The organism is Allobosea sp. 10N428, assembly GCF_056394545.1.
Map to the genome: position 1 here is coordinate 1 of NZ_JBFTIC010000011.1, position 25,368 is coordinate 25,368.

Here is a 25,368-nt window from a genome sequence, read left to right on the forward strand (position 1 = left end):
ACAACCACAACCGCCACAGACCCCACTCGGCCCTCGGCAACATCACGCCCGCCGAGTTCGCCCTCAAATCCACGCTGGAAAAACAGGCCGCATGAGGCCAGAAACGAAACTCAGGACTCTCTCTCAGACCGGAGGAGAAAAGGGTCTCAGGTCAGACCCATTCCTGCCCCTGAGGGCATGCGTGGGTCGGGCGCAGCAGTAAGCTGGAGTGTAATCTACGACGACCAGCGCGTGTCACCGCGGGCACGCCCTCTACGGAAACCGCTTGGCGATGAGAGTTTTGGTGCGAGCCTTGGCTTGATCAATCTGCTCACAGACCTCGTCGAGGTTCTCCAGCTCGATCTGGAGGCGCTCCGGAGTGAGTTTTTCAGTGGTCGGCAAGTCCAGGTTGAGCCGCCTAATGAAATAATAGGCCAAACACGCGGGCACCTCTACATCTCGCCAACCAGCGCTCATCCCGAAGTCCTTTTCGATGGCGCTTCGCTGCTGATCGGAGAGGCCGCTGTGAGGTCGTAGATGCAGCACGACCTTAGTATGCCAGGCGGCATCGTCCGCGGGATCGTACTCCACACTCGATACCGCACCAAATTCGTCCATCCTGGAGAGAACGAAGTCCCGGAACTCTCGATTCTCGCAGCACCAAGCGCGGACGTGCCATCGAAATCCATCATAGGCCAGCGCATGGGGCGCGATCACACGCCGGCGTGAACTGGTCAGAGATTGATAGCGAACCTCAATGGCTTGCCGATCGCGCATCACCCGCAAGATCGAGCGCAAGCAATCCGCCGCGAGGTCACGCGCGATGTCCGGCGCGATTGCGACGTCGGGAATATCTTTGAACCATATGTCCGTGCGCGGAATGACGTCCGCTAGAAAGGCGCGCAGTTGCAAGAGCAGACGTTCGGCTGAAGGCCTGAGGAAGTGCGGAAGGAACTTCGCCGCTGGACGATAGCCGCGAGCGGTCTGTTCCATATTCTCCGGCGCGATCTCACGATAGCGCCGCAGATCGACGGACGCTTGCGGAGTCGAAATATCGAAGGTGTCCTCAAGGTCACTGCGGATGACACGGCCTTCCCAAAACATCTTCCATTCAAGGAATTCCATGCGCCGCTGATGCGTCCATGAGGGACGGTCGCTTGCTTCGCTCATTTTCAACCCCTATCAACTCTTGACCCGTATCGAGTTTATACCCCTATAATGTCAATGCGGGTCTGATTCACGATCCGTTGTTTTGCCGCGATGAGCAAGGCAAAGCGTGGGTCCCCAACGAGAAAGAGGTGAATGGCAATGGCCACGAATTCAGGAAAAGGTTTCCGGCATGGCGCGGTGACGGGTCGTACCCAGTTGCAGCGTTCGGATGGGCTCTTCCAGAAGCGCAACGAGCGCAATGGCGAGTTCATGGAGGTCAAGCAAACCCCGGGCAAGTTCAAGGGGATCGCGCGGGAGCCGGATGGCCGTGACACCAAGAACTCGTGATCGCTTCTCCGAGCGACGCGGGTCAATGGCAGGAGAAGTCGGCGGTCGGGCGTTAAACGCAGCGATCGCCGACGATCTCAGGTGATTTCGTTCTTCGTTCCAAGGGTGCGAACATGAAATCGAGGATTGAAGGCAGCTGGACGGGCTGGAGCGGAGATACCGTCGTCAAGCTCGTGGACGGGTCGGTGTGGCGCCAAGAGCAATACTACTATCGCTATCAGTACAAATATCGCCCGAGCGTCATGGTCGAGAGGAACATGATGCTAGTCGAGGGCATGCCCAAGGCTGTGCGGGTGAGGCGGATCGACTAGCGGACCGGCACGTCATGTGCTGAGCCCAGCGGCAACGGTTTATCGGGTCGCGAAAGACGGCCAGACGATGGAGTGGGGGTAAGTTGCAGCTTTACTTTGGCCTTCAGGCGGATGGGCGAACCTACCCGGATACGGCAACGCCGATCGGGGGCCTCGATGTCGCTGTTGTGGGACCCGCCGGTCTGGTCGCGACGCTAGAGGTTCAAATTGGCCTGCTCGGCCCGGTTGCCTCGCGAGCGACCCGCATCGCGGCCTATCTGAGCAAGCTGCGTTCTGCTGGAGGCACGTCTCGTTTCTGGCGCGAATCATTTTCGAAGGATGCCTGGTCGACGGCTGCGGCGGTTCTGATGTGGCGCGATGCGCTCGTCGCCGGCGGCTGGACTACTGGTCCGATCGGCTCCTCCCGCATCGATGATCTCGCTGCCGCCGAAGCCGCCGGTTCAGCGCTTCCTCCTGGTCTTGTTGACCGCGCGGCGACGGTAACCGCAGCCGTTGCGACCCGTCCGGGGCTCAGGGTTACGAGCCTCATCCTTCTGGAGGCTAGGGAGGCATTGCCGCGGCAATGGGCTGGCCTGGTTGATGCGCTGGAGACAGCCGGCGTCTCTATTGAAGAGCGGCCGTCTCGTTCGTCCGGGGTGGACGGAACGGACTTGCGGCGTGTGCAGTCGGCCCTGTCGGGTGGCGAGATTGAGCCTCTTGCGGGTGACGGCAGCTTTGTCATGTTGGAGGCCGACACCGAGCTGATGGCGGCTGAGGCCATTGCCGATTGGCTCGCCGCGGCGCCAGCAGAGGAGATGGGCGAGACCGTCATTCTCTCGGCTGACGGAGATACCGCGCTGCTGGACAAGGCCCTTCAGTCGCGTGGTCTGCCGGCCTTGGGGCTTTCCCGCCCGTCGCCGTGGCGAGGGGCGCTGCAGCTGCTGCCGATGGCATTTGCTGCGGCTTGGCGGCCATTGGATGCGAAGGCCTTGCTGAGCCTGTTGATGTTGCCGCGGCCGCCCATGCCGCGGTTTGCGGCTGCGCGGCTCGCGCGTGCGCTGACCTCTGAGCCGGGTCTGGACGGGCGTGCCTGGCAATTGGCCTGGGGTGACATCCGGGCACGGGCCGAGGTGATGTGCGTCGACGACGGTCCGCGGGCTCCCGCGAAGGCGCTGGCCTTGGTGGAAAAATGGCGTAGCTGGACGCTCGGAGGGCGCTTCGATCGCGTCGATGGCATGCCCGTGGATGAGGTTCGACAGATCGCCGGCAGGGTCGCGGCCTGGGCGGTTGAGGTCGACGCCGGCGCGGGAGATTCGCTGCTGCTGGCGGTAGCTGGCGCCGCGGGTGTGCTCGTCGAGGCGGTCGAGCGCCTTGAGCTGGACCGGGTGCCGGCGTTGCTGCTGGAGCGGATCATCGGACAGGTTCTGGCGGATGGCGTTCGCAATCCGGCGCACGGTCCCGAAGCTGGCGAACTGCGCAGCGTTCAGGCGCCAGGCTCGATTTGGGGCGAAGTCCCCCGGCTGATCTGGTGGAGTTTCACAGGACCGGGCGAGCGCCCGGTGTTATTGCCTTGGAGTCGCGCGGAACTAGCGAGCCTGATGAAGGAGGGAGTGCATCTGGAGGAGCCGGCAGTCACGGCCAGCCAGATCACCGCGCGCTACTCGCAGGTGCTGCAGCGGGTTTCCGATCAGACGATCCTGGTTCGGCCGGCGCTGGCCAGGAGCGAGCAGACGATTGCGCATCCCCTCTCCCATCAGCTGCGGCCGATCCTGAAGGATGCAAGCACGGAAGTGCTCGTCCGTGCCGAGCGCCTGTTGCGCGAACCTGACGTTTTGCTCGCCAGGCGCCGGCTGGTTCGACAGGAGAAGCAAACGACAAGCCCTCCCTTGGGCCGTGCGGCGTGGGACGTGCCGGAGCAGGCTCTTCGGCGTTTGGAGGCGCGGCGTGAGAGTGCCTCATCGCTGAGGCGGCTGCTCACCTGCCAAATGGCCTGGATGCTACAGGATGTCATCGGCCTTCGTCCGGGCAAATTCGCCGAGATCCCCGGGCCCGATCAGCTGTTCGGCAATGTGGCGCATGAGATTGCCCGCCGCCTGCTGAGGCCGGGCGCGCCTCCGCCGGAAGCGACGGTTCGTGCGGCTGCAGGGCTCTTATTCGAAGAGCTGCTGCCGCAAATGGCCGCGCCACTGCAGCGGCCGGAGTTCGCAGGAGAGCTTGCGACAGCGCGGGACCTGGTTCCTGCCGCGCTCGAAGCTCTCGTGCGACTCATGCATGAACGCGGGCTGGAGATTGTCGGAACCGAACTCGACCGCGAGGGGGTTGTCGGGAATCTCGCTCTGCAGGGCCGCATCGACCTTGCCTTGCGTCAGGGGGGCCGCCCGGCGATCTTGGATTTGAAGTGGACGCGGTCCGAGCGGCGCTACCGAAAAGAGATCGTCGATGGCGACGCGGTGCAGCTCGCGATCTATCACGCACTCGGCGGTGAAGGCGGCGTCGGGGCGGATGGGGCTTATTTCCTCCTGCGCCAGCGCCGCGTGCTGGCGGGTCAAGGCTCGAATTTGGCGAACCAGCCCCTGGAGAGTGCGCGCGACAATGCCGAGACGCTGCGACTGGTGGAGTCCGATTGGTCGGCCTGGCGGGAACTCACTCAAAACGGGACCTTACTCGCCGCCGGTGTCGAGGGAGCCGCGGAGCAGCGTCCGGTCGAGCTGGGCTTCCCGGCGGCGGAGAAGCCCTGTCAGTTCTGTGAGCTCACCGGCCTATGCCGTGTTCATGTGGAGATGGTGTGATGCCGGGGAAGCTTCAGGCCATCACCGCGGCGGCAGGCGCGGGCAAGACGACGCGCATCGTTGGCGATATCGCCAATGAAGTGTCGAAGCGCTCGCCGGAAAGCATTCTGGCAACGACCTTCACCATCAAGGCGGCGGATGAGCTCGTGGAGCGGGCCCGCGCCGAGCTGTTTCGTCGAGGACAGCATGAGGCGGCGGCTCGCCTGCTCGGTGCCCGCTTCGGCACCGTGAATGCCGTCTGCGGTCAGATCGTCGGCGAGTTCGCGCTCGATCTGGGACGTTCGCCCGCAACCGCAGTCATCGGAGAGACAAACGAGGCGCTCAGCTTCTCGATAGCGGCTGATGTTGCGATCGCCGCACACGCGCCAATCCTGAACAGGATTGCGGACCTGTTCGGCGACAATGATCCTCGTCCGCCGCACAAGGAAAGGCCGGACTGGCGGAAGACGGTGCGCTCGATCGTGACCCTGGCGCGGGCCAACGGTATCGGCCCGGACGAGCTTCGCCACTCGGCGGAGCGTTCGATCGAAAGCTTTCTGGAGCTACTGCCTCAGGCGACATCGACCAGCGAAGCGCTCGATGCCGGCCTGGTTGCCGCGATTGCACGTGCGGTTGATCTTTGCCCGGCCAATCCGAGCACAAGCGGGCGTCCTGACGCCGAGGTGCTACGATCGGTTCACCAGCGCGTGAGCCGCGGCGAGCCGATGTCATGGTCGCAGTGGGCGAAGCTGACGAGGCTTAAATGCGCTCCGACCAAGGATGGCAAGGCCTATGAGGTTGCCTTGGCAGATGTGATGGCTCGGGCAGGTCAACATTCGAGCCATCCTCGTCTGCGCGAGGATGCCGAACTCTTCATTGGGACCATCTTCACCTGCGCCGCCGACGCCCTGGAGGCCTATCAGCACTGGAAGGCCGAGCGGGGCCTGGTCGATTTCACTGACCAGGAGGCGCTTGCGCTGAAAGTGCTTACGAACCCGATCTTGGCGGAACGGGTTCGCGAACGCATCGAACGGGTGTTCGTGGATGAGTTTCAGGATTCGAGCCCGCTTCAGGTCGCGCTGTTCAAAGCGCTGGGCGACATAGCGGAGGAGAGCACTTGGGTCGGTGATCCAAAGCAAGCAATTTATGGGTTTCGCGGCGCCGACACAGAGCTGACCCAAGCGGCATTTGCCGGCGCGGGCGATGACAACGAAGACGTCCTGTCGGTTTCCTGGCGCAGCCGGCCGGGGATCATTGAATTCGCGAATGCGTTGTTTGGACCGTCATTCGAACGAATGGGACTACCGGCTTCGCGGCACGCTTTTTCCGGGGCTGCCCGTTCCGACGTAGGCTTCGATCGCCATCCGCTGGCTTGGTGGCCGTTGATCGGCAAGGTGGAGGAGCAGGCGCAGGCTTTGGCCGAGGGCATCAAGGCTGCCCTCGAGGATGCCGATAGCTGGCTGGTTGGCCTGGAGGATGACGAACACAGGACGCTGGGCGTTGGCGACATCGCGATCCTGTGCCGGAGCAATACGGATGTTTCGCGCTTTGCGACCGCACTGAGCCGCGCTGGTCTACCTGTCGCCGTCGAGCGATCGGGCCTGGCGAGAACACCGCACGTAGAGTTCGTGCTAGCGGCCTGCCGCTGGGTTGCCGACCCTGGCGACCGGCTCGGCTTGGCGGAAATGGCACGCTTCTTTGCCGATGATCCTGAATCGGCAACGTGGCTGGAAGCCGCGGCAGATGATGCGCCGGACTCGGCCCTGCGAGCGCTTGTACCGGTGGCAGAAGCGCTGGAGGCGCTGCGAGCGCAGGTCCTGAACCTGACGCCTGCCGAGCTGGTCGATGCCGTCCTAGCGCTCCCGGAGGTGATCGGTCGTATCGAAGCATGGGGCGACCATGCCATTCGGCTCGACGACCTCGAGGCGCTACGCGGCTTCGCGGCTGACTATCAGGCCGAATGCATCGCTTCGGGCTCATCGGCAACCCTTCAAGGCTTGTTGCTTGCGGTCCTGAGCGCAGATCCGAAGCGGCCGCCAAGTCTCGCGGCGGATGCCATCCAAGTCATGACTTATCATGGCGCCAAAGGCCTGGAATGGCCGATGACGGTGCTGACTGGTCTGCATTTTGAGCCGCGGTCTCGCTTGTTCGAGCCGGTGGCCGAGATGGAAGGGACAATCGACTGGAGCGAACCACTTCGCGGTCGTTGGATCCGGTACTGGCCCTGGCCGTATGGCCTCGCGGGGCAGGGGAGCACGCTGGAGGTAACCGCTTCCAACTCGACCTATGGGCAGACTGCCGGGCAACGGGCAGTGAACGAGGAAACGCGCCTTCTCTATGTCGGCGTCACCCGGGCCCGGGACTATCTCCTGTTCGCGCCATCGGCGAAGGCGCCGCTAAATTGGCTCAAAGTGTTCGACACGTCCGATGCCGGTCCTCACCTGAGGCCGCCGTCCGAGGACAACGGTCAGATCGATGTCGGTGCGTACACGTTCGCGGCCGATATTCGGCCTTTGGCAGCAAGCAACGCTGATGATGAGCGCTTTCCTGTTCCGACCTTCATTCGACCAAGGGCGAACGATAGCGCGGCAGCGGCGCCGCTCTATTTACGCCCGAGCGCGTCAACGGGTGACGCGTGGTCTGTAGCGGAGCGCATCGATCTAGGCGGCCGTCTGCCGATTGATGGGGTTTCGAACATGGCCACACTCGGCGAGGCCCTGCACGCAATCCTGGCTTACGACGATCCTGCGCGGGAGCCAGCCATTCGGCTTGCCGATGCTCGGGCCACGCTCGACCGTTGGGGCGTGGCTGGTTTCAATGCGCGCGATGCGTTGACAGCTTCAGATCGCCTTCACGGCGTACTGGCCTCGCGTTGGCCCGGCGCGGTTCTACGGCGAGAGGCGCCAGTTTCGGCACGGATCGGCCAGCAACTCGTTCAGGGACGGATTGACCTGCTGATTGAAACGGGCTCGACGTCAGCGATCGTCGACCACAAGAGCTTCCCGGGGCGGGCGGATCTCTGGGAGACGCGAGCGCTTCAGCATGCTCCACAGATTGGGCTTTACGCGGAGGCGGTCGAGGCGGCATCGCAGCGTTCCTGCGGAGAGCTGTTCGTACATATGCCGATTGTCGGAACCCTCATACGTGTGGCTCGCGTATAATATCTCGGTCTGCCGCAAGCGTGGATTTTGGGTCGAGATATGCCTCTAGCCACGATGACACATCGGGACCATGCGAGGCTTCCCAGTCAGGCTGAGGAAAAGCGTCTCAAATTAGGTGCCGGCATAAATTATTGAAAGTATGTTGGATTTTTAATGAGATTGACCGCTGGTCACGGATATGGAACATGACGCGGAACGCAAGGCTTCCTTGCAAGTTTGGTTGCGCAAGATTATCTGCACGTCGGTATGGCAGCTATGAACGACATCCACATTGGCCAACGGGTCAAAGCCCTTCGCGAAGGCAAGGGGATGCGGCAGGATGAGCTCGCGACGCTCCTCGGGTTAAACAGCCGTCAGATCGTTTCGCAGATCGAAACTGGCACACGGCGTTTAACGGCGTCGGAGCTCGTCGCGATTCTAGACCACTTTGGCGAGACGCTGGAGCGTCTGACCAACCCATTCCTGCTCATGGGCAAAAGCTCGTTTTCTTGGCGCCAGCATCAGGTTCCAAGAGAGCGGCTCGATGCCTTCGAGAGCAAGGCGGGGGAGTGGATCGGTGCATATCGAGAACTGAACGAGCTTCGAAGCCGGCAGCCCAAACTGCTGCCAAATACGCGGCTGACCTATGCTAGCTCATTCGAGGATGCTGCTGCGGTTGGCGAGCGCGTTGCGGAGCAGCTGGAACTTGGCGATACGCCGGCCTTCAAGCTTGCCGAGGTCATGGAGGATCAGCTCGACATCTTGGTGCTCATGGTCGATGCCGAGCCCGGAATTTCTGGTGCTGCGTGCCAACTACCGGAGCTCAGTGCGGTCCTCATTAACCGCCAGGAGAGCTTTGCGCGGCGCAACTCTGATTTGGCGCATGAGCTGTTTCATATCCTGACCTGGAATGAGATCAAGCCAGCTCACGTAGAATCATCGGTGCAGAGCTGGGACATTCCCACAAAGCCGAAATCCCACAATGCCAAGCGCGATCAGCGTATCGAGCAGTTGGCGGATAATTTCGCAGCGGCGCTGCTTATGCCGCCGCGGAGCTTGGATTTGATCGGTAAGCCGCGGGGGGGGCAGGCTCAATGGCTGGTGGAAGCGGCAGCTTTCCTCGGTGTGTCGAGTCGTGCCCTTAAGTGGCGACTGGTCAATTCAGGCCGCGCTCCCGAACTGAATGGCCTCAAGGAAGGGGATTTGGTCGCTGCGATGCAGTCCCGCGTGGACGGGAATGGCTCGCAGGAACTGCCCCCGCTGTTCAGCAAGCGATTCATCGCAACGATCGCTTCCGGAGTCGAGCAAGGCAACTTGTCGGGGCGACGGGCGGCTGCGCTATTGGGACTGGATCAACAGCTTATCGGTGAGCTGTGTGAGACATACGGATTGCCTCGCCCAGTTGAATTAGGCGGGCAGGCAACTCTGGAGCCTTCGCAGGCTTGATCACTCGGCTAACTCCAGTCCTTTTGGACACTAACGCGATCCTCGCCTGTCATTCGAACGGATGCTGGCGAGCGATCGCAGGGGCGTTCCGGTTGGAGACCGTCGACAGGTGTATCGTTGAGTTCCAAACGGGTGGCCACGCCCTGAAAATGGCCGAATACGTCGATGAGCCAACGTTACGCAGCCAGTTTCACGAAATCCATTCACCAACCAGCCTGCAACTCGCCGAAGTGGCCCTGGCGGGAGGCACCGGCCTTCACGATGGAGAGCGAGAACTCTGGGCTCACGCCCTCGGACGATCGGATGCTTGGGTCCTATGCGGACCAGATCGCGCGAGTATGAAGTTTGGGTGCAGCCAAAAGGCGGCCAACCGCTTAATCTCGCTTGAGAGCCTGTTAAGTCACCTCAATCATCCATCGGCGGGCAACCTGCCGACGCAATATTCACAGGGATGGCTCGAACAGGTTCGTAGAAATTTTGTCTTGGGGATCCTCTAGGACCGTTTTCCCGAGCGACCGGCCCATGCAACTGAATCGTTGCTGAACTCAATTTCTTTGCGCTGGGGATCCACCCATTCTAATGAACGGACCTATTAATCCTTAGAGCGTCTGAGACAGTCAGTCACTGTTTTCGTTGGGAGGGTAGCCGGGCAGAACGAATGGCGCACCGTACTGCGCCATACCGGCCCTGGGGAGCCAACCGGCGTTATAGGACCATAGCTGACGCTGGGAACGTCCGCTTTCGGGGATGCCGATTGTTTACACCCCAGCGTAAATGATGGGGCTCGCCTGTTGAGTGCTGAAGGTTTTTCGGCCTCCTTTAATCAAGCGAATGGCGTCACTCTCACAGTCGTCCAACGCGGGGAGTGACCATGAACCCGAAAGACCTCATCGCCGTATCGCCACAATGCCGCCGCCGGCTCAGAGCGTCGCCGCCACGCCACCAGTAGAGGTTGTCGCGATGGTCGTGCGCATGGCACGCGGGCTAAGACAGTGGAAGCAAGACACGCTCGCCGACTTCGCACGCGTCAGCATGTCCACGGTCGAGGACGTCGATCGCGCTGAGCCGGTCAGCACCGAAAGCCTCGACCGAATCGCTCAGGCGCTCGGTTACGAAGCCGGTGTCTGCTCAGCGCCCCGCCTGCCAATCCCCAGGGGTGGGGCGGCCACGCAGATGGTCGATCAGCTCGGAATCTCCAGCAGGTCGAGGTGCGCCCGTTCGAAACCCACCGCCAGATTAGAATGATCGCAGCCACCCAGGCCTGTTACATCCACCGCCCCGAGGAAGGGGCCGCCTACGCCGAGCAGGTGACGGGCCTGCGGGAGTGGCTAGACTTGGCGTCCTTCGCACTGGGGCCTGAGCCCGTCTACGGGCGAGCCGATCCGTCGGCGTGCACTCTGCGATGACATCCTGGCCGCGGTTGTCGATCTGCGCCGCCGCGGCGTCACGGTTCTCGTCGGCATCGCCGACGCGCCAATCCCGGGATTTGCCGACTGGAAAGTGGCGATCATCTCGCTCACGCCCAAGCTCTCCGATCCCGGCGCGCTCCACCCCGATGGCGGAGTGAACATCACGCGCTTCTTCGTGATGGGGTGCCTGTGGACGGACGCCCGCCAAGGCGATGCTCAACGCGACAAGCGCCCGCCAAGGCACTTCTCGCAATCAGCAGAGCTTCCGGCGCCAACCGGCGGTCTGCCTATCTCGGTCAGGGTTTCGACACCCGCTGACCACGATGCCCTTATTCGCAGTTTCGAGCAAGCGCCGCTCTCTGGGGCGATGCTCTCGCTTGCGTTGAAAGCCGGCTCTCGTCCAGATTGCGGCGCAGAGGCTACGGGGGCGGCGCATGTCTATCAGAACGAGGGTATTGGTCTGGGTTGAGCCAAACAGCCAGCCGGTCGAAGTCGGCATTTTCGATTTTGAGGTCCCGCCCTCTCCTCAGGACATGCTCGCGCTTTCCAAGCATCCGGTTCTTCTTGTCAACTGGAGAAAATTCGCGCCGCCTGATGCCGAGGCCGATGGTGTGCAACTGCTTCTCGGCTGTAGCTACGACCGCCCGGCGACCACTCCCCCTCCTGCTGAAAGCCCCCTCGACGCGCTTGAAGATCAGCAAACCCGCATCAACAACAAGCTTCGCGACAATCAGAAGATCATCGGCGAAATTCAGGGCCGCTCCTTCAAGGACGCAGCAACGTACGTCAACGTCATTGTCATTGCTGGCTATGCCGCCATCTTTACAATCTGGTCGAATGTGAAAGCGATCGTATCCCCCATGGAGATCGCCTCCGTGGCAGCGCTATTGCTTTTCTCAATCGTCGTATTTGTTGCTTTCGAACTGACGAAAATGATCATTCTTTCCCTCTCCATGCGACGGAACGTGGCCGCCGCGATGCGAGATCCGATGATCGAGGACTACCTTTCCAAGCTCATCGAAGCTGAGCAGACCGGGATGCAGCGAATGGGCATCTTTATGAAGGCGTGGCCGCTGGTCCTGGCCCTAACTATTCTTCCCGCTCTTACGGCTGCAGTCGTGTTGTTTTGGAAGTTTTACGGCGTTGTGAGTCCCTCCCCGCCTGGAGCGCCTTGACGCAGATTGAGCGGAGGGGACATGGCCCAGGCTGCCCGAGCCCGCCCCGTTTGGCGCAAGGTCTTATTGTAGAATCTGCTGCAGGATGGCACTGCAATCCTATCCGCACGTTGGGTCCCCATGGCTGAGAGAGTGATAGCGCCGGTAGAAGCCTCCCTGCTCGCCTGGGCTCGCCGAACCGCGTCCATCGGACTGGACGAGGCTGCGAAGGCCGCTGGCGTGGCTCCTGAACGGCTCGAGGCGTGGGAACAGGGCGAGGCTAAGCCGACCCTGTCGCAGCTCCGCGCTCTCGCGACCAAGTATCGCCGGCCGCTCGCGGTAATGCTGTTGCCGAAGCCTCCACGCGATTTCCAGCCGCTGCGTGACTTCCGGCGTGTTGATGAGCTTGCCGGCGGTGCGATGCCGCCTCGCGTGACCTTCGAAATTCGACAAGCCCAGGAGCGGCGCGAGATTGCTCTCGATCTGCTCGACGACAGCGCTGGCGAGAGCGAGCGTTTTTCCATGCGCGCGGCGCTGACGGACGATGTCGAGGCCGTGGCCAAGCGCGTTCGAGAATTCCTCGGCGCCGATTTTGCCGACCAGTCCAAAGCGGCTCGCAAGGCGCAAGCCTTCGCTTACTGGCGCGACCTGATCGAGGCGAAGGGCGTGCTAGTTTTTGTCATGGGCGGAAACCAGGCGCCGAAGGTGCGCGAGGTCCGCGGGTTTGCGGTTCCCTTCGACAAACTGCCGATCGTCGCCGTGAACGGTCGCGACAGGACGGCCGGCCGAGCCTTCACTCTGTTGCATGAATTTGCGCATCTGTTGCTCGGCACGGCGGTTGTCGAGAATGCAGTCCAGCCGGGGCCGTGGCTGCCGGCTGCGGAACGCAAGATAGAGCGCTTCTGCAACGCCGTTGCCGCCGCAGTCCTCATGCCCTTGGCGCAGGCTCGGCAGATTGCCCAGACGCGCGGCAAGAGCGCTGGAGCGGCGTGGAGCGATGCCGAATTGGATGCGGCGTCCGAGCAGTTCGGGGCGAGCAGGGAAGCCGTGCTCTTGCGCATGGTGAAGCTGGGCTTTGCTGCTCAGCGGTTCTACCTGCACAAACGCAAGGCTTTCGAGGCCGAGTATCAGCAGCTCGACGAATCCGTTTCCGGCGAACGGTTCGGGCCGCCGCCGCACCTGACGCAAGTTGGCCGCTACGGCAAGAGCTTTGCGCGGCTCGTCCTCTCCAGCTACCGCGAGCGGCGGATCACGATGAACGACGCGGCCGCCTATCTTAACGTCCAGGCTAAGCATATCGCCGCAGTAGAGAAACAGGCGTTCCGCGCAGCATGACGAGGAAGGCGCTCTACTGCATCGACACGAGCGCCCTGATAGCAGCCTGGGATGAGCGCTACCCTATCGACGTGTTTCCACAGCTATGGGCCGGCGTCGCCGCTATCATCGAGGAGGGCCGGCTCATCTGCCCCGAAGAGGTCGCTCACGAGCTCGACAAGCGATCGAAAGACCTTGCAGCCTGGTTGCTAGAAGCCGGGCCGATCATGATCCCGAACGACCAGGACACCGTCAATCACGTCGCCCGCATCCTTGCCAGTCACGAGCGTTTGGTGGCCGAGCGGAAGCGTGCCTCCTCTGCCGACCCGTTCGTCATTAGCCTCGCCAAGCTGCGCGCCGCCATCGTCGTCACGGAAGAGGGCCAAGGCACCGAAGCGAAGCCCAAAATCCCCACGGTCTGCACGGCCTATAGGGTCGAATGCATCAGCCTGCTGGACTTCATCCGGGCCGAAAGTTGGATGATGGGCGGCCGCAAGCCGCCGAGTAGGGGCGGTGATCAGGGCGACATATTTTCGTAATCCGAAAACGCTTGCGCCGGCCGTCTCGTCTTCCTGGAACCGACTGGGGTCCGGCAAAAGTTAACTTGACATTAACGCGGCGCACACAACATTGAAGCTGCAAAGTCGCCCCGCCTTGCCGAATTGTCGCCGGATGGCGTGCGTGGCCAGCAATCGCTGGTCTAGGCAGGCGGGTCGCACCTCTCCTAGCGAAAATGCCAGATATTCTGGATCTTTGGCCCCAAAACCTCCAGCCATCGGCGGGCATCGTCGCGGTCCTTCCGTTGAGCCCGGCCAATGGCCCCGGCGCACATATCGGCGAGTTGCACCAGACGATCTCGGCTCGAATCGGAGAATGTGATCTTGTTTACCGCGCCGGGGCCGGTGTAGCGCCTGAGATAACTGCCAAGCTCCTGGCGGAAGGCTCGCTCGCCGCTGCCGTCGATAACGACCTTGGCCTGGGCAAGGAGCCCATTGTCGAAGGTCAGCATCGATTTCACGAAGAAGCTGTAGAATGCCTCTTTGTCCGTCCGGAGATGCGCGCTGTATATTAGCTCTTTCCGCACGACCACGGAACGAACGCAAAAGTCGAATGGCAGCACCGTCCGGAAGAATTCGTCCCGTACCTCCGAGCGGCTCTTCGAAAACTTGAACTCCTGCCGGAAGCGCAAGCGTGCCGCCAAGTCGTCAATCGCTGTCCCGGCGCGTATTGCCTGCTCGCGATCTTGAAACGCAACCATCGCCACGACGAAGTGCGGCGAGGAACCCTTGGTCAGCTTGAAGCCGGCGTCGCCCGACTCGTCGATGAAAATCAGCATGTCCTGTGGTGGTCGGACTGCAACCGCAGCGCAAGGTGCGGCGCGGACTTAGCCGCCTTTTCCACCTTGTCCACAGGTTACCCACAGTTCCACAATGAGAGAACGCGGTTGGCATCCATTGACGCCGCGCCGCCGCCGTCGTGTGCTGCCTCCGCGATTCAGGAGGCTCCACGATGATGCGCGCGGTGATCGAGCTGGCCATGGCAAGAGGGGAACAAGAATGAGCAACGACCGCACGCCCCGCCGCCCGACGAGCGCCCGCGACCTGGCAGAGGCGTTGTTCGCCGCGCCGAAGGTCGCGCCCGCCGCCCCTCTTGAAAAGCGCACTGTCCTGCCCGGCGCGAAAGAGATGGTCACGCTCCGGATCGATTGCGAGGTGCTGGCGTATTTCCAAGACGGCGGGCCCGGCTGGCAGGACCGTATCAACGCCATCCTGCGCCAGGCTACGCCCCTTGCTACAGATGAGGGCTTGAAGCCGGACGAAATCAACTCGCCCAACGACGGCTGATTGGCCGGGCGCAGGCGAAGGGCGGCGGGGCTACTGGCTGAAGCTGTTGCATTCGATCTGCATCAAGCCGTCGAATGCCTCGCTCTTGTCGATCTGAGCTTTCCGCGCGCCTAGATTTGCCGCGGCCCACGCCTTCACGGTCCCCGCGTCCGCCGTGGTCGAGAAAGAAATAAGCGTTCCGGGACAGAGCCGTCTCTTCGATCAACTCGCCGCTGGTAAGCAGGTCGGTGCGCAGCTGGTCGGCTTCGGCCTTCCTGCGCCGGGCATCCTCCGTCCGGCCGGAACTGTGGCGGACGGTGCTCAAGCCTGGAGGGGCAGCAGCAACCGGCCTTCGCGGGTTGTGCCTTCGGACCTCATGATTAGGTCGAGCATAGGATCGTTGTTAAAAACCGTGCCTTCGCCGGTCAATGCTTGGCGCGTGGCCCGCATGCCCGCCGACGGCGAGCGCAGCGCCGGGAACCGGCCGCCAGTGCCGCCCCATGGCGAGGCCAGCCCGCGCGCGGCGTTCCCGGATGCCACCATCCCACCGGTCAACGCGTTTTGGGATCAGCCCCGCGAACGGACCCGATCCGTCAAAGCTCTGCTGCTGGATCGTGGCGCCCTGGCGCGCATCCTGCTGGAGCTTCCGGAGCTTCTCGATCTCGGCCGTCAGCGACTTCATCTCGTCTACCAGCTTGTCGCGCTTCAGCCGGGCCTCGTCATCCGTCGGGCCGGTGAAGCCGCGCACCCCTTTTTTCATTCCGAAGCCGAGTTCTGTGCCATGCGCTCTTATTATGCTCGACGGCGGGAGGCTCGCTCGCCATGTCGAGCCGGATCGGGCTGCCGAGATCAATGAGGTCATGATGGCACGTCTCGCGGCCGTCCCGCCGTCGTCGATCGCGAAGATGCATCACAGCGATTTTCCGGAGCAGCGCGGGTGCAATGCTTATGCTCGTCAGACGACCGGCCAGAGTTCCGAGATGCCGCCGAATATGCCTTTCGGCGGCATCCGGACCCATTTGCCGCATGCATCTTGCGTGACGCGCTGCCCACGGACGATTGCGCACGCGGGGGAACGGGATCACTTCGCCCATCATCTCACCTCTCGCTTGAGTTCGTCTCGATAGAGCTCGATCGCCGCGGCGCGGAGCTGCAGCACCCACTCCCGGTTTGGGAACACCACGCGATCGGTGCCGAACGTCAGGCTCGGCGGAAAAACGGTGAGCTTGCCGTCAGGGAGCTCGACCACGCTCAGCCCTGAAGACGGATATCAGCAACGACGACGGCGAAGGTCGGCAGCCGGCGGCCGCCACGGTTGAGCGCGAGCCCGTCAGGCCGCATGTCCACGATGGACAGGGAGATTGTTTCCATCGGCTGGATTGTCCTGGGGCTGGGCACCATGTCTGTTGCAAGCCCTCACGCGGGCTCTTCTCCATGACGGCGCCGGCTGTATGATGGTGGCGTGCGCCTGTCGGGAAACCGGCGCACGCCTCGCAACCGCCAACCGAGCGTCCGATTGGAGATCACGAATGGAAGGATCTGAATCATGGTCCATGGCCAATCCGCCGAGGCCACCTCAGCCTCCTCCGCCGCCGCGGCCGACGCCGGGGACGAAAGACGGATCGATCCGCATTCCGGCGGACCCTCGTCCACCGCGCGACTCCCGCTGACGGATCGTGACAAGGAGCGAATGCGCTGCGAGCGCGGCATCTGGTACCACGACGATCGCGAGCGCTTTTTCGCTCGCCTTCACAAGTTCCTGATGTTCTGGGTGATCGTCACAGGAGCGAGCGCCGGAGCCGAAATCACGCAAACGCTGGGTTGGTTTGACGCGAAATATCTCGGCATGGCCGCCGCACTGATTGGAGCGGCCGATATCGCCTGGGACATCTCCGGCAAGGCGCGAGTGCATGCGATGTTGAAGCGCGAGGCTGTCACCATCCTGGAGCGCATCGAGGCGGGCGACGAGGTCAAGGCAATCCGGATTGCGATCGCTCGATCTCAAGCCGATGAGCCCCCGATCATGCACGCGGTGAACTGCATGGCGTACAACGCTGTCCAGCGCGCGAACGATCGCGGGGAGCATACCTGCGTCGAAATCAAGGGATGGCGCCGCTGGATGCGCCACTTTGCCTTCACTCCGGAAGTGTTCCCGGACAAGACGCCCCAAGCTGGCGGGTTGCCTCAGGCCTGATCGCCATCCTCTGGCGCCTACTTCTTGGCCGGCGCCGGCTTGCGCCACGCTCCCGGCCGTGATGGTCTTGCGCAGCGGATTGCGGGGGGCTAGCGGTGGCGGTACTGGCGTCGGATTGCGAACTCTGGGCCAATGGTGCTTGGCACGTTCTTAGCGTCGATGAGGCCCTGCGCTATCCGCGCGATCGGCTGCTACGCTGCCGCGAGTGCCTTGGCCGGGTGCATGCGCACCGCGCGGGCGGTGGCCAGAGTGCCCATTTCGAGCACGAGACGCGGCACGAAGGCTGTTCGCGGTGCGACAACTTCGGTGGAGTTAAATCGCATCATCCTACGCCCGCTCGCCTGCGGCGTTGAAATGTCTGAATTCTGGCGGAGCTTCCAGGGCTGGTACTTTAACTCCGGTGTCGAGACGCTGAGTCGAAGCTACACGACCGCTGCGCGTGCGCTGTTCCTCGAACTCGATCAGGCAAAATCGAACCTGTCCGGCTATCTCGACGATATCGCAGGTGGCGCCGAGCCGGATCGGGAGGTCGATGAAGACGGTCTAGTGCTCTCGGACCGGGAAACGCTGTTAGAAATGGAAATCGAGAACGTCTATGAGGCCGCTATGGGTCTCCGCAAGGCCTTCGCGATCCAGTTTTATCACTTCTGGGAGCGCTCGGCGCAGAACTGGACCGGCTGTGATACGAAGGCCGGCTTCCGTAGTCTTAAGGCAGCAGTTCACACAAAGGGATTCGATACCCACCCCAAGCTTGATGCCGTTCTGATGCTGGCGAACACGCTCAAGCATGGCAGCACAGATTATGGCCCTAGGCTCTTTGCTGCTTGGCCGGAGATCGTCGTCCTGCCCTTCGCCAGGGATGTCTCCAAAGTTTCCGACTGGTACGCCGCTGTGGTGCTCTCTGATCCGGTGATCTTTGAGATAGCCGAAATCATTCGGGCATCTGGCCCACAACTGCGCCGCGGCTGATGCGACTGCTGCTGGAGTGGATCAGCCTTGCGCCGGGCCCTCCTTCATCACAAGTGCCTTCGCCTCGCATTCCGCGAGCCAGGTCCGGACTGTCTCCGGTCGGGCACAGACTGTCCCGAACGCGGACGATATCCGAGAGATCGACGGTCGATGGCGCGCACCCAGTGACCGGTCGGCACGTGGCGCTCCAGGCTGAACTCTCAGAACAGTGCCCCTGGCGCCAACCGCCGTTCGCCCATCATCCCGCCGCCCTACGACCAAGGACAACCGAATCAGGACGTCATCCTGCGGGACCCGTCGTTCATATCTCCACATCGGCAGGTCTGAAGGAGCCCCACCGTGCAGCATGCGAGATTCCGCGCATTGCACGAGCCGATCGGCTCGAACTGCGCTCCGTCCGACAACGAGCTCTACCTGTCTCTCGACTAGCGAGAGTGTGCCTCTCAGAATTTCCGCTTCCAGGCGGTCATCCAATGTCCGGTGTTGTGAAGGGTTTCGGATGCCGGCCCGTGCGAGCGGGTTCGGACCGGGCTGAGGGCCGGCGTCCGAAAACCTCCAGGGGAGGAAGCCGCGGCCCGGGGCCGTGTGCTATGCGGATTTCGTCGCGCGGCCTGGTGGGTGGGATCGTGCGAGGCGCGGGACGGCGGCGCGATGCTCCGACCAAGATGCCCGGAAGCCCCGGTTTTGCTGCACCTGGGAGGGATCCGGGATCGCCGCAAGGTGCATTTCCGCGATCAACGCGATAGGGATCGCCCGCTCTCTGGCCGAGACCGGTCGTTGTTCCTCATGGTGTCGCTGCGGCGCCATCGTCATGAGGTGTCCAACCTGACGGCGAAGATGGTGCGCGGCGCTGTGCCCGGCGCGAAGCGCTCGACGAGGATCATGCGGCCACCGCAGCAGGGGCAAGGCGGCCTCCGCTCGTCGACCGGATCGCATTGTTCGGCCGGGATCTCTGCTTCACGATCTGCCTTCGTCGTGGCCGGCGTCGCCGCCGCGATGATCTCCCTTATGCGGGCGATGGTGTCGGCACGGCGGCTGGAGGCGAGCAGGCCGTAGTGGCGGATGCGGTGGAAGCCGTCGGGCAGGACGTGGAGCAGGAAGCGGCGGATGAACTCGTGGGCCGTCAGCGTCATGGTCTTTCGCCAGGCCTTGCCGGCGGAGCGAGCGCGATAGTCCTTCCAGCGGAACGTGACCCCGTGCCGATCCATGCCGACGAGGCGGCTGTTGGCGATGGCGACGCGATGGGTGTAGCGGGCGAGATAGGCCAGCACGGCCTCGGGGCCACCGAAGGGTCGCTTGGCGTAGACGACCCAGTCGGCGCGTCGCAGCGGCGCCAGCATGGCGGCGAAGGCATTAGCTTTGGCCAGATGGGCGAGATCGCCCTGGAAGGAGAGCCGCCCGTAAGCATTGAAAGCGGCGAGCCCTTCGAGGAAGAGCCGTCGGAACAACCGCGAGAGCACGCGCACGGGCAGGAAGAAGCCGGGCCTGCAAGCGATCCAGCGCGAGCCGTCCGGCGAAAGGCCGCCGCCGGGTGCGATGATGTGGAGATGGGGATGGTGCGTCATCGCCGACCCCCATGTGTGCAGCACGCTGGTGAAGCCGATGCGGGCGCCGAGATGCCGGGGATCGATGGCGATGGTGGCGAGCGCCTCGGCTGCAGCCCTGAACAGCAGGCCGTAGACCTCGGCCTTGTTCTGATAGGCGACCACTGCGATCGGCGCCGGCAGGGTGAAGACGAGATGATAATAAGGCACGGGCAGCAGATCGGCCTGCCGGTCCGCCAGCCAGTCCTTCGCCGCCGCGCCTTGGCAGCGTGGGCAGTGCCGGTTGCGACAGGAGTTGTAGGCGATGGTCGCGTGATCGCAGTCGCCGCAGGCCATGACATGGCCGCCGAGCGCAGCCGTGCGGCAGGCCCGGATCGCACCCATCACCTTGAGCTGGCCACGGCTGAGCCGATGGCGCGCGGAATAAGCCTCGCCATGCCGGTTCAGGATATCCGCGACCTCCAGCGAAGGCCGCGCCATGATCGGCGCGGAGCGTTACGGCGGTGGCGGCAGCGCCAGCAGGGCGAGCGGGCTGGTCACCTCGCGCAGCGTCTTCAATGCGACGCGGGTGTAGACGGCGGTGGTGTCGAGCTTCCTGTGACCGAGCAGGACCTGGATCACCCGGATATCGGTCTTCCGCTCCAGCAGGTGGGTGGCGAAGCTGTGCCGCAGCGTGTGCATCGACACCCGCTTGTCGAGCTTGGCCGCAACGGCCGCGGCATGGCAGGCCCGGTTGAGCTGGCGCGTCGTGATCGGCTGGCCCGGCTGCTGGCCGGGGAAGAGCCAGCCGCGCGGCCGCTTCACCCGCCACCATTGCCGCAGGAGGTCGAGCAGGTCGGGCGCGAGCATGACGTAGCGGTCCTTGCGGCCCTTGCCCTGCTCGACGCGGATCAGCATGCGGGCGCTGTCGATGTCGCCGACCTTGAGATTGGCGATCTCCGAAACCCGCAGTCCGCAGCCATAGGCGATGCTGAGCGCCGCCCGGTCCTTCAGGCTCCGCGCATGTGCCAGGAGCAGCGCGACCTCCTCGGTCCCCAGCACCACCGGCAGGCGCTCCGGCGTCGGGATCCGCGCCATGCGGTCGCCGAAGCCGGTCCGGCCCAGCGTGACGTGAAAGAAGAACCGCAGCGCCGTGCAGGCCTGGTTCATCCGCGAATAGCTCGCGCCGAGCGAGGCCAGGTGAAGCTGGTAGCGCCGTAAATCCTCCGGCTCGGCCCGATCCGGCGGCAGGCCCAGAAAGGCCGTGAACTCACGGACCTGCCGGACATAATCGCGCTGCGTGTGCTCGCCGAACTGGCGGATCGTCATGTCCTCGATCATCCGCTGGCGCAGCGGACTGACGGTGACGGCATCGATCATGGAGACCTCCAGGGATCAGGGGAAACGACCCCGAAATCCTCGGATGCAGCGCCTCACATGCGAAATCTCAGCGATGAACGCGCCGCAGCGCCCTCCCGCGAGAGCGGGTTAGTCCAGTGGCGCCGCACGGTACTTGAAGTGCTTTGCGGCATTCACGATCGTCACGGGCCGATTGCCGGCATTCCGGTCATCCACTGCCTTCGCGGCTCTCGTCGAACGTCTTCCGCGCGTTCCTGAAGCTGTCGGCATTTTCGACGATCCAGGTCCAAACCCTGCCAGGAACCATGTGCGGTGGTAGTTCAGCCTGAAGCTGATCAACCCGCATGAACATCGGCAATCTCCTTGAGCCCCAGCCGAAGGAGTAACGGGCGGTCTACTTAGATTTTCGGGAGCTGCCGGCGACAAATCGGTCGCGAGTATCCTGATACGTGGCAAACGGAGCGGCGTCGGAATGGTTCCTCGGCCAGCTGCGATGTTACTGACGCGAAGCCGCATCCGTTCGAACGATGAGATATCAAGGATGTTGCGCCTTGGCTTCAACGCGGGCAGCGCAGGCCAGAGGAGGGCGAGCCCGCGAACCCGGTAGCGCGGTGGGTCCGAACGCACCGCCGCTGTCGGCCCGCGCTTAAACCGATCCATGTGTTCCTCGCAAATACCCATCGCAGAAGCGGCGAGGTGTCCGAGGTTCAGGCGGTATTCGACCCATCTTCGGCTTTGCGCCGCGCCTTGGACGCGCGCTTGCAGAAGTCACGCCTGATTACCACCAGGTCTTCTTCGTCCAGCTCCTCCAGATCAAGGAGCTCCTCGCGCGCTCCTTCCAACCGGATGATGAGCTCGTCGAGCTTAATCTGCATAGCGGCGGTGTCGCGGTTCTGGCTGTTCTGGATGATGAACACCATCAGGAAGGTGATGATCGTCGTAGAGGTGTTGATGACGAGCTGCCATGTATCGTTGAAGCCAAAGATAGGGCCGGAGAGGGCCCAGATGAGGATCAAGCCGACCGCCACGAAGAATGTGATCGGCTTGCCCGTCCAACTGGCGACCGCCTGAGCGACGCGGGTGAACAAGGACACCTTGTTGTCCTTGTGAATGATATGATCATAGCTCGACATGGTGCACCTCGGTCCCCGTTGGCGACGCCTCCGTCCGCAGAGCATTTGAACCGGCAGAGCTCCCGGCGAGTTCCGGATCGACCGCATCGGAGGACGAGATGAAGTGGTTCGACGCATTCTCGACTGGGTGCGCCCGTTTCGCCGGGCGGCCCGCGATGCTGGTGGTGGCTTTGACTTTGTCCCTGACCTGAGTCCCCGCGTTCGCTTCAGGAGACGATCACGTCCTGGGAGGAGCTAGCGTGGCGATCAGCACGGTCACTCTTTTGCTCCTCCTCCAAGCCACGAAGAACCGCGACGGGACGGCCCTGCATGCGAAAAATTGAGCTCATTCGGGTTCAGGAGGGAGCCCGCAGCTCGCTCATCGGGGTCGAGGCCCGCAGTGACGAAGAGATCAAAAAGGCGCGCCGCTCCGAGAAACACTCTCCTGAACCGTATCGGGAGTAGAGACCGCGGAACTTGGGCGGAGACAAACCGTTGGATCGCTCTCACCCCTAAGGAGGAAGCCGATCATGGCCAGCGAGCCCAAGACCCTGAACGACCTCTTTATCGACACCCTGAAGGACATCTACTACGCCGAGAAGCAGATCCTGAAGACGCTGCCGAAAATGGCGAAGGCGGCATCATCGCCCGACCTGAAGGCCGCCTTCGAAAAGCACCGCGACGAGACTGAGACCCATATCGAACGTCTCAGCCAAGTCTTCGAGATTGCCGGCAAGGCTCCCCGCGGCAAGACCTGCGACGCCATCCTCGGCATCATTGAAGAGGGCAAGGAGATCATGGAGGAGTACGCCGACAGCGCGGCGTTGGACGCTGGACTGGTCGCTGCGGCGCAGGCCGTCGAGCACTACGAGATGACGCGCTACGGGACCTTGAAGACCTGGGCAACCCAGCTCGGCCTCAACGATGCGGCGGCGTTGCTCGAACAGACGCTCCGGGAGGAAGAGACGACGGACCAACTCCTGACGAAGCTCGGCGTCACCGCGGTCAACAAGAACGCGCAGGGCAAGGCTGCGTGAGTCTGAATTGCGCGCCGGCTTCGGGAGCCGGCGCGCCTTCCTGGGACGAAGGCATTCGGAGCAATTCTCGCTGCTGACCGATCGCACCGTCCCCATCTGCGTGGATATGCAAAGAATATTGGCTCCGGAAGGTCTAGCCAACCCCGTTTGGTGGGTCTGCTGCAGATCGTCAGATGGCCCATCCTGAAGAGCCCCTGCGCAGTTCACGACCGCCGCGACGCCCGTCAGCAGATGCTCCCATTCGGCTCCGTCGGTGTGGCCCAGCTCGCCGGCTTTCCATTCGATCGAGGCTGGCGCCGGGGGCGTCCCGACATGACGCGCTACGCCCACGACCCGGACGCCGCGGGCAATCAGCGCGGCAGCGATACTGGTTCCAATCAGCCCCGTGGCTCCGATGACAGCGATGCGGTCCACGGCGATTCTCCGGATTGTGCCGTGCAGCCCCAACCAGAGCTTCCTCGCGATGTTCCCACGTCTCATCGGCCGGGGAACATGAAGGGATAGGAGGCGTTTTCCCCGGCCGAAGGAACACGAGAAGGGGCATCGCCAAATGCGGCACTTCCTGCGCGACAACGGGCTGACGTTGGCGCTTTCGGCGATGTTCCTAGCTTCCCTGATTGGCATGGCCCTGACGGGGCATGCAGCACGCAACCAGGAACTTTCGGATCATGGTCAAGCTGCAATCGGATTGGGCGCCTACCTTTCCGGGGGGACCTTCCTGGCGGCTCTATTCGAAAACTGGGAGAGCGAGTTTCTTCAGATGGCGGTTTACGTCGTCCTGACTGCCATGCTCTTCCAGCGCGGCTCGGCGGAGTCACGCGATCCCGACGACCCTCAGCGCGACGGAGACGAAGTTCCTTGGCGCGACCGTCGCCCGATCCTCGCGTGGGTCTACGAACGATCGCTCGGCATCGCCTTGGCGGTCCTATTCGGGATGTCTTTTGTACTGCATTGGTGGTTCAGCATGGTCGCAGCTAACCATGAAGCGTCGCTACATGGCCGGGCGCCGCAGTCGGCGCTCGAATATGTCGGAGACTCCCAGCTTTGGTTCGAATCCTTCCAGAACTGGCAGTCAGAGTTCCTTTCGACGGCCCTGCTGGTGGTATTGTCGATATTCTTGCGGCAGCTCGGCTCTCCCGAATCGAAGCCGGCGGCCGCCACCAATGACGAGACGGGCGCGTGAGGTTGCACCGCGCAGACAGGAACCGAACTGATCGATGAAAGGCGAGCGATGCCCGAAGCCTTAGATTGCCTGATCATTGGAGGCGGACCTGCGGGGCTGACCGCGGCGATCTATCTGGCGCGGTTTCATCTGTCCGTGACGGTGGCCGACGACGGCAACAGCCGGGCGCGGCAAATCCCCTGCACTCACAACCACGCTGGGTTCCCGGAAGGCATTGCCGGGGCGGATCTGCTAGAGCGCATGCGCGACCAGGCGCACAAATATGGCGCGCGCCACCTCGAAACCCACGTCGGCGAACTTGTTGCAGGCCCTCTTGGGTTCAAGGCAAGCGGTAGCGGGGAGATCGGCCCTGCACGAACCGTGCTTCTTGCAACCGGGGTGACCAACCGGCGGCCCGATATTCCTGAGGCTCTCCATGCCGAGGCACTGCGCTCTGGGAGGCTGCGCTATTGTCCGGTATGCGATGGCTACGAAGTGACCGACATGAACGTCGGTGTCATTGGCCGCGGCGAGCGCGCTCTGACCGAGGCTATCTTCTTAAGGTCCTTCACCGATCGGGTGACGCTGATCCTCGATCAGCAGGCCGAATTGACCGAGCAGGATCTTAGCCGGATCGGCGCGGTCGGAATTGAGTTAGTCCGGGGTCGACCGAGCGAGTTTTCCTTCGACCAGACCGGGATAAACGTCAGCTTAGGGCAGCGGCGGATGTCTTTCGATACAGTCTATCCTGCCCTTGGCTCCAAGATTCATTCGGACTTGGCGGCGTCGCTCGGCGCCGCTTTGACGGACGAGGGCTGCATCAAGGTCGATGCCCACCAGCGCACGAATGTCCCGGGGTTGTATGCCGCCGGCGATGTCGTGGTCGGGCTGGACCAGATCAGCCACGCGATGGGGGAGGCTGGTGTCGCCGCGACAACGATCCGCAATGACCTGGCTACGGCCAAGCCGATCCTGCGCTAAACGGATCGATCGCGGTCGCGCCAGTCCGCACGGACGGCCGGCCTGCCCATTCTCAAGAAATAAGCCATCGTACCGACGGCCACAGCGCCTGCGATTGCACCGGCTGCGGCCGGCACAATCGTCCGCTCCGGCCGCGTCAGCAACTTCGCCGTTCGCGAGATATCAGGAGAGGTTTGAAGGCGCTGGTATAGCGAAGGCGGAGGAGGAGTCC

General features: G+C 62.9%; 23 protein-coding genes and 2 pseudogenes. 15 read left to right on the plus strand and 10 right to left on the minus strand.

All coding sequences use genetic code 11. From position 1 onward, the window contains the following. Positions 1 to 252 precede the first annotated feature (252 nt). Entirely contained in the window at positions 253 to 1,149 is an 897-nt protein-coding gene (locus AC1DDA_RS24055) for a BrxR family helix-turn-helix transcriptional regulator (RefSeq protein ID WP_476797690.1), read from the minus strand. 138 nt (positions 1,150 to 1,287) lie between these two features. Here AC1DDA_RS24055 and AC1DDA_RS24060 point away from each other — a divergent pair, with 138 nt between their 5' ends. The 9 genes from AC1DDA_RS24060 (at position 1,288) to AC1DDA_RS24100 (ending at position 13,536) form a co-directional block, all read left to right on the plus strand. Beyond that, positions 1,288 to 1,476 carry a hypothetical protein gene (locus AC1DDA_RS24060; protein WP_336532362.1) on the plus strand — a complete coding sequence of 63 codons (189 nt, stop codon included), beginning with the start codon at positions 1,288 to 1,290 and terminating at the stop codon, positions 1,474 to 1,476. A gap of 113 nt (positions 1,477 to 1,589) precedes the next feature. After that, positions 1,590 to 1,787 carry a hypothetical protein gene (locus tag AC1DDA_RS24065; RefSeq protein WP_476797691.1) on the plus strand — a complete coding sequence of 66 codons (198 nt, stop codon included), beginning with the start codon at positions 1,590 to 1,592 and terminating at the stop codon, positions 1,785 to 1,787. Between the two features lie 83 nt (positions 1,788 to 1,870). Continuing rightward, a complete protein-coding gene (locus tag AC1DDA_RS24070) occupies positions 1,871 to 4,555 on the plus strand; it encodes a PD-(D/E)XK nuclease family protein (protein ID WP_476797692.1) in 2,685 nt (894 codons plus the stop codon). Next, positions 4,555 to 7,695: a UvrD-helicase domain-containing protein gene (locus tag AC1DDA_RS24075; protein ID WP_476797693.1), complete on the plus strand. Its 3,141-nt coding sequence runs from the start codon at positions 4,555 to 4,557 to the stop codon at positions 7,693 to 7,695. Before AC1DDA_RS24070 ends, AC1DDA_RS24075 begins: the two co-directional genes overlap by 1 nt. A 255-nt stretch (positions 7,696 to 7,950) precedes the next feature. After that, a complete protein-coding gene (locus AC1DDA_RS24080; protein WP_476797694.1) occupies positions 7,951 to 9,120 on the plus strand; it encodes a helix-turn-helix domain-containing protein in 1,170 nt (389 codons plus the stop codon). A gap of 1,500 nt (positions 9,121 to 10,620) precedes the next feature. Next, positions 10,621 to 10,998 (plus strand): hypothetical protein, encoded by a 378-nt coding sequence (locus tag AC1DDA_RS24085; protein WP_476797695.1) that lies wholly within the window; start codon positions 10,621 to 10,623, stop codon positions 10,996 to 10,998. Continuing rightward, positions 10,964 to 11,704 (plus strand): hypothetical protein, encoded by a 741-nt coding sequence (locus AC1DDA_RS24090; RefSeq protein WP_476797696.1) that lies wholly within the window; start codon positions 10,964 to 10,966, stop codon positions 11,702 to 11,704. The genes AC1DDA_RS24085 and AC1DDA_RS24090 overlap by 35 nt, the downstream gene beginning before the upstream one ends. A gap of 120 nt (positions 11,705 to 11,824) precedes the next feature. Then, a complete protein-coding gene (locus AC1DDA_RS24095) occupies positions 11,825 to 13,018 on the plus strand; it encodes an ImmA/IrrE family metallo-endopeptidase (protein ID WP_476797697.1) in 1,194 nt (397 codons plus the stop codon). Beyond that, positions 13,015 to 13,536: a DUF4411 family protein gene (locus AC1DDA_RS24100; protein ID WP_476797698.1), complete on the plus strand. Its 522-nt coding sequence runs from the start codon at positions 13,015 to 13,017 to the stop codon at positions 13,534 to 13,536. The genes AC1DDA_RS24095 and AC1DDA_RS24100 overlap by 4 nt, the downstream gene beginning before the upstream one ends. Positions 13,537 to 13,721: 185 nt before the next feature. Here AC1DDA_RS24100 and AC1DDA_RS24105 read toward each other — a convergent pair whose 3' ends face one another. Next, positions 13,722 to 14,333, minus strand: a complete 612-nt coding sequence (locus AC1DDA_RS24105; protein ID WP_476797699.1) for a DUF3800 domain-containing protein — start codon at positions 14,331 to 14,333, stop codon at positions 13,722 to 13,724. A gap of 220 nt (positions 14,334 to 14,553) precedes the next feature. Between AC1DDA_RS24105 and AC1DDA_RS24110 the strand changes: the two genes are divergently transcribed. Further along, positions 14,554 to 14,841 (plus strand): BrnA antitoxin family protein, encoded by a 288-nt coding sequence (locus AC1DDA_RS24110; RefSeq protein WP_476797700.1) that lies wholly within the window; start codon positions 14,554 to 14,556, stop codon positions 14,839 to 14,841. 382 nt (positions 14,842 to 15,223) lie between these two features. Here AC1DDA_RS24110 and AC1DDA_RS24115 read toward each other — a convergent pair whose 3' ends face one another. The 3 genes and pseudogenes from AC1DDA_RS24115 to AC1DDA_RS24125 form a co-directional block, all read right to left on the minus strand. Beyond that, on the minus strand, positions 15,224 to 15,682 hold the full coding sequence (locus AC1DDA_RS24115; RefSeq protein ID WP_476797772.1) for a hypothetical protein: 459 nt from the start codon (positions 15,680 to 15,682) through the stop codon (positions 15,224 to 15,226). 88 nt (positions 15,683 to 15,770) lie between these two features. Continuing rightward, a pseudogene (locus tag AC1DDA_RS24120) lies at positions 15,771 to 15,917 on the minus strand (DUF6074 family protein); the annotation flags it as partial. Continuing rightward, on the minus strand, positions 15,914 to 16,069 hold the full coding sequence (locus AC1DDA_RS24125; protein ID WP_476797701.1) for a hypothetical protein: 156 nt from the start codon (positions 16,067 to 16,069) through the stop codon (positions 15,914 to 15,916). The gene AC1DDA_RS24125 and the pseudogene AC1DDA_RS24120, both read right to left, overlap by 4 nt. Before the next feature lie 297 nt (positions 16,070 to 16,366). On the opposite strand from AC1DDA_RS24125, the gene AC1DDA_RS24130 reads away from it, so the two are divergent. Further along, positions 16,367 to 17,014 (plus strand): hypothetical protein, encoded by a 648-nt coding sequence (locus AC1DDA_RS24130; protein WP_476797702.1) that lies wholly within the window; start codon positions 16,367 to 16,369, stop codon positions 17,012 to 17,014. 191 nt (positions 17,015 to 17,205) lie between these two features. Here AC1DDA_RS24130 and AC1DDA_RS24135 read toward each other — a convergent pair whose 3' ends face one another. Next, entirely contained in the window at positions 17,206 to 17,337 is a 132-nt protein-coding gene (locus AC1DDA_RS24135) for a hypothetical protein (RefSeq protein ID WP_476797703.1), read from the minus strand. A 31-nt stretch (positions 17,338 to 17,368) separates the two neighbouring features. On the opposite strand from AC1DDA_RS24135, the gene AC1DDA_RS24140 reads away from it, so the two are divergent. Further along, entirely contained in the window at positions 17,369 to 17,983 is a 615-nt protein-coding gene (locus AC1DDA_RS24140) for a hypothetical protein (protein ID WP_476797704.1), read from the plus strand. Between the two features lie 809 nt (positions 17,984 to 18,792). On the opposite strand, the gene AC1DDA_RS24145 is transcribed toward AC1DDA_RS24140, so the two are convergent. From AC1DDA_RS24145 to AC1DDA_RS24155, 3 genes are all read right to left on the minus strand, one after another. After that, positions 18,793 to 20,007: an IS91 family transposase gene (locus AC1DDA_RS24145; protein ID WP_476797705.1), complete on the minus strand. Its 1,215-nt coding sequence runs from the start codon at positions 20,005 to 20,007 to the stop codon at positions 18,793 to 18,795. A 15-nt stretch (positions 20,008 to 20,022) separates the two neighbouring features. After that, positions 20,023 to 20,886, minus strand: coding sequence for a tyrosine-type recombinase/integrase (locus AC1DDA_RS24150; protein ID WP_476797706.1), 864 nt, complete (start codon positions 20,884 to 20,886; stop codon positions 20,023 to 20,025). Between the two features lie 686 nt (positions 20,887 to 21,572). After that, entirely contained in the window at positions 21,573 to 21,998 is a 426-nt protein-coding gene (locus AC1DDA_RS24155) for a low affinity iron permease family protein (protein ID WP_441471273.1), read from the minus strand. 509 nt (positions 21,999 to 22,507) lie between these two features. Between AC1DDA_RS24155 and AC1DDA_RS24160 the strand changes: the two genes are divergently transcribed. After that, positions 22,508 to 23,014 carry a YciE/YciF ferroxidase family protein gene (locus tag AC1DDA_RS24160; protein WP_476797707.1) on the plus strand — a complete coding sequence of 169 codons (507 nt, stop codon included), beginning with the start codon at positions 22,508 to 22,510 and terminating at the stop codon, positions 23,012 to 23,014. 183 nt (positions 23,015 to 23,197) lie between these two features. Here the strand turns inward: AC1DDA_RS24160 and AC1DDA_RS24165 are convergent. Continuing rightward, positions 23,198 to 23,638 (minus strand): annotated as a pseudogene (locus tag AC1DDA_RS24165) (NAD-dependent epimerase/dehydratase family protein); the annotation flags it as partial. Here AC1DDA_RS24165 and AC1DDA_RS24170 point away from each other — a divergent pair. Both AC1DDA_RS24170 and AC1DDA_RS24175 read left to right on the plus strand, forming a co-directional pair. Next, positions 23,565 to 24,197 carry a DUF6766 family protein gene (locus AC1DDA_RS24170; RefSeq protein ID WP_476797708.1) on the plus strand — a complete coding sequence of 211 codons (633 nt, stop codon included), beginning with the start codon at positions 23,565 to 23,567 and terminating at the stop codon, positions 24,195 to 24,197. The pseudogene AC1DDA_RS24165 and the gene AC1DDA_RS24170 overlap by 74 nt on opposite strands. A 48-nt stretch (positions 24,198 to 24,245) precedes the next feature. After that, positions 24,246 to 25,157 (plus strand): NAD(P)/FAD-dependent oxidoreductase, encoded by a 912-nt coding sequence (locus AC1DDA_RS24175; protein WP_476797709.1) that lies wholly within the window; start codon positions 24,246 to 24,248, stop codon positions 25,155 to 25,157. Positions 25,158 to 25,368: the final 211 nt, after the last annotated feature.

What these genes read in the sequence shown, in the direction of transcription:
- AC1DDA_RS24055 (WP_476797690.1), bottom strand. Translation starts at nt 1,149, where the DNA reads ATGAGCGAAGCAAGCGACCGTCCCTCATGGACGCATCAGCGGCGCATG.
- AC1DDA_RS24060 (WP_336532362.1), top strand. Translation starts at nt 1,288, where the DNA reads ATGGCCACGAATTCAGGAAAAGGTTTCCGGCATGGCGCGGTGACGGGT.
- AC1DDA_RS24065 (WP_476797691.1), top strand. Translation starts at nt 1,590, where the DNA reads ATGAAATCGAGGATTGAAGGCAGCTGGACGGGCTGGAGCGGAGATACC.
- AC1DDA_RS24075 (WP_476797693.1), top strand. Translation starts at nt 4,555, where the DNA reads ATGCCGGGGAAGCTTCAGGCCATCACCGCGGCGGCAGGCGCGGGCAAG.
- AC1DDA_RS24080 (WP_476797694.1), top strand. Translation starts at nt 7,951, where the DNA reads ATGAACGACATCCACATTGGCCAACGGGTCAAAGCCCTTCGCGAAGGC.
- AC1DDA_RS24090 (WP_476797696.1), top strand. Translation starts at nt 10,964, where the DNA reads ATGTCTATCAGAACGAGGGTATTGGTCTGGGTTGAGCCAAACAGCCAG.
- AC1DDA_RS24095 (WP_476797697.1), top strand. Translation starts at nt 11,825, where the DNA reads ATGGCTGAGAGAGTGATAGCGCCGGTAGAAGCCTCCCTGCTCGCCTGG.
- AC1DDA_RS24100 (WP_476797698.1), top strand. Translation starts at nt 13,015, where the DNA reads ATGACGAGGAAGGCGCTCTACTGCATCGACACGAGCGCCCTGATAGCA.
- AC1DDA_RS24105 (WP_476797699.1), bottom strand. Translation starts at nt 14,333, where the DNA reads ATGCTGATTTTCATCGACGAGTCGGGCGACGCCGGCTTCAAGCTGACC.
- AC1DDA_RS24110 (WP_476797700.1), top strand. Translation starts at nt 14,554, where the DNA reads ATGAGCAACGACCGCACGCCCCGCCGCCCGACGAGCGCCCGCGACCTG.
- AC1DDA_RS24115 (WP_476797772.1), bottom strand. Translation starts at nt 15,682, where the DNA reads ATGACCTCATTGATCTCGGCAGCCCGATCCGGCTCGACATGGCGAGCG.
- AC1DDA_RS24130 (WP_476797702.1), top strand. Translation starts at nt 16,367, where the DNA reads ATGGTCCATGGCCAATCCGCCGAGGCCACCTCAGCCTCCTCCGCCGCC.
- AC1DDA_RS24135 (WP_476797703.1), bottom strand. Translation starts at nt 17,337, where the DNA reads ATGCGATTTAACTCCACCGAAGTTGTCGCACCGCGAACAGCCTTCGTG.
- AC1DDA_RS24140 (WP_476797704.1), top strand. Translation starts at nt 17,369, where the DNA reads ATGTCTGAATTCTGGCGGAGCTTCCAGGGCTGGTACTTTAACTCCGGT.
- AC1DDA_RS24145 (WP_476797705.1), bottom strand. Translation starts at nt 20,007, where the DNA reads ATGGCGCGGCCTTCGCTGGAGGTCGCGGATATCCTGAACCGGCATGGC.
- AC1DDA_RS24150 (WP_476797706.1), bottom strand. Translation starts at nt 20,886, where the DNA reads ATGATCGATGCCGTCACCGTCAGTCCGCTGCGCCAGCGGATGATCGAG.
- AC1DDA_RS24155 (WP_441471273.1), bottom strand. Translation starts at nt 21,998, where the DNA reads ATGTCGAGCTATGATCATATCATTCACAAGGACAACAAGGTGTCCTTG.
- AC1DDA_RS24160 (WP_476797707.1), top strand. Translation starts at nt 22,508, where the DNA reads ATGGCCAGCGAGCCCAAGACCCTGAACGACCTCTTTATCGACACCCTG.
- AC1DDA_RS24170 (WP_476797708.1), top strand. Translation starts at nt 23,565, where the DNA reads ATGCGGCACTTCCTGCGCGACAACGGGCTGACGTTGGCGCTTTCGGCG.
- AC1DDA_RS24175 (WP_476797709.1), top strand. Translation starts at nt 24,246, where the DNA reads ATGCCCGAAGCCTTAGATTGCCTGATCATTGGAGGCGGACCTGCGGGG.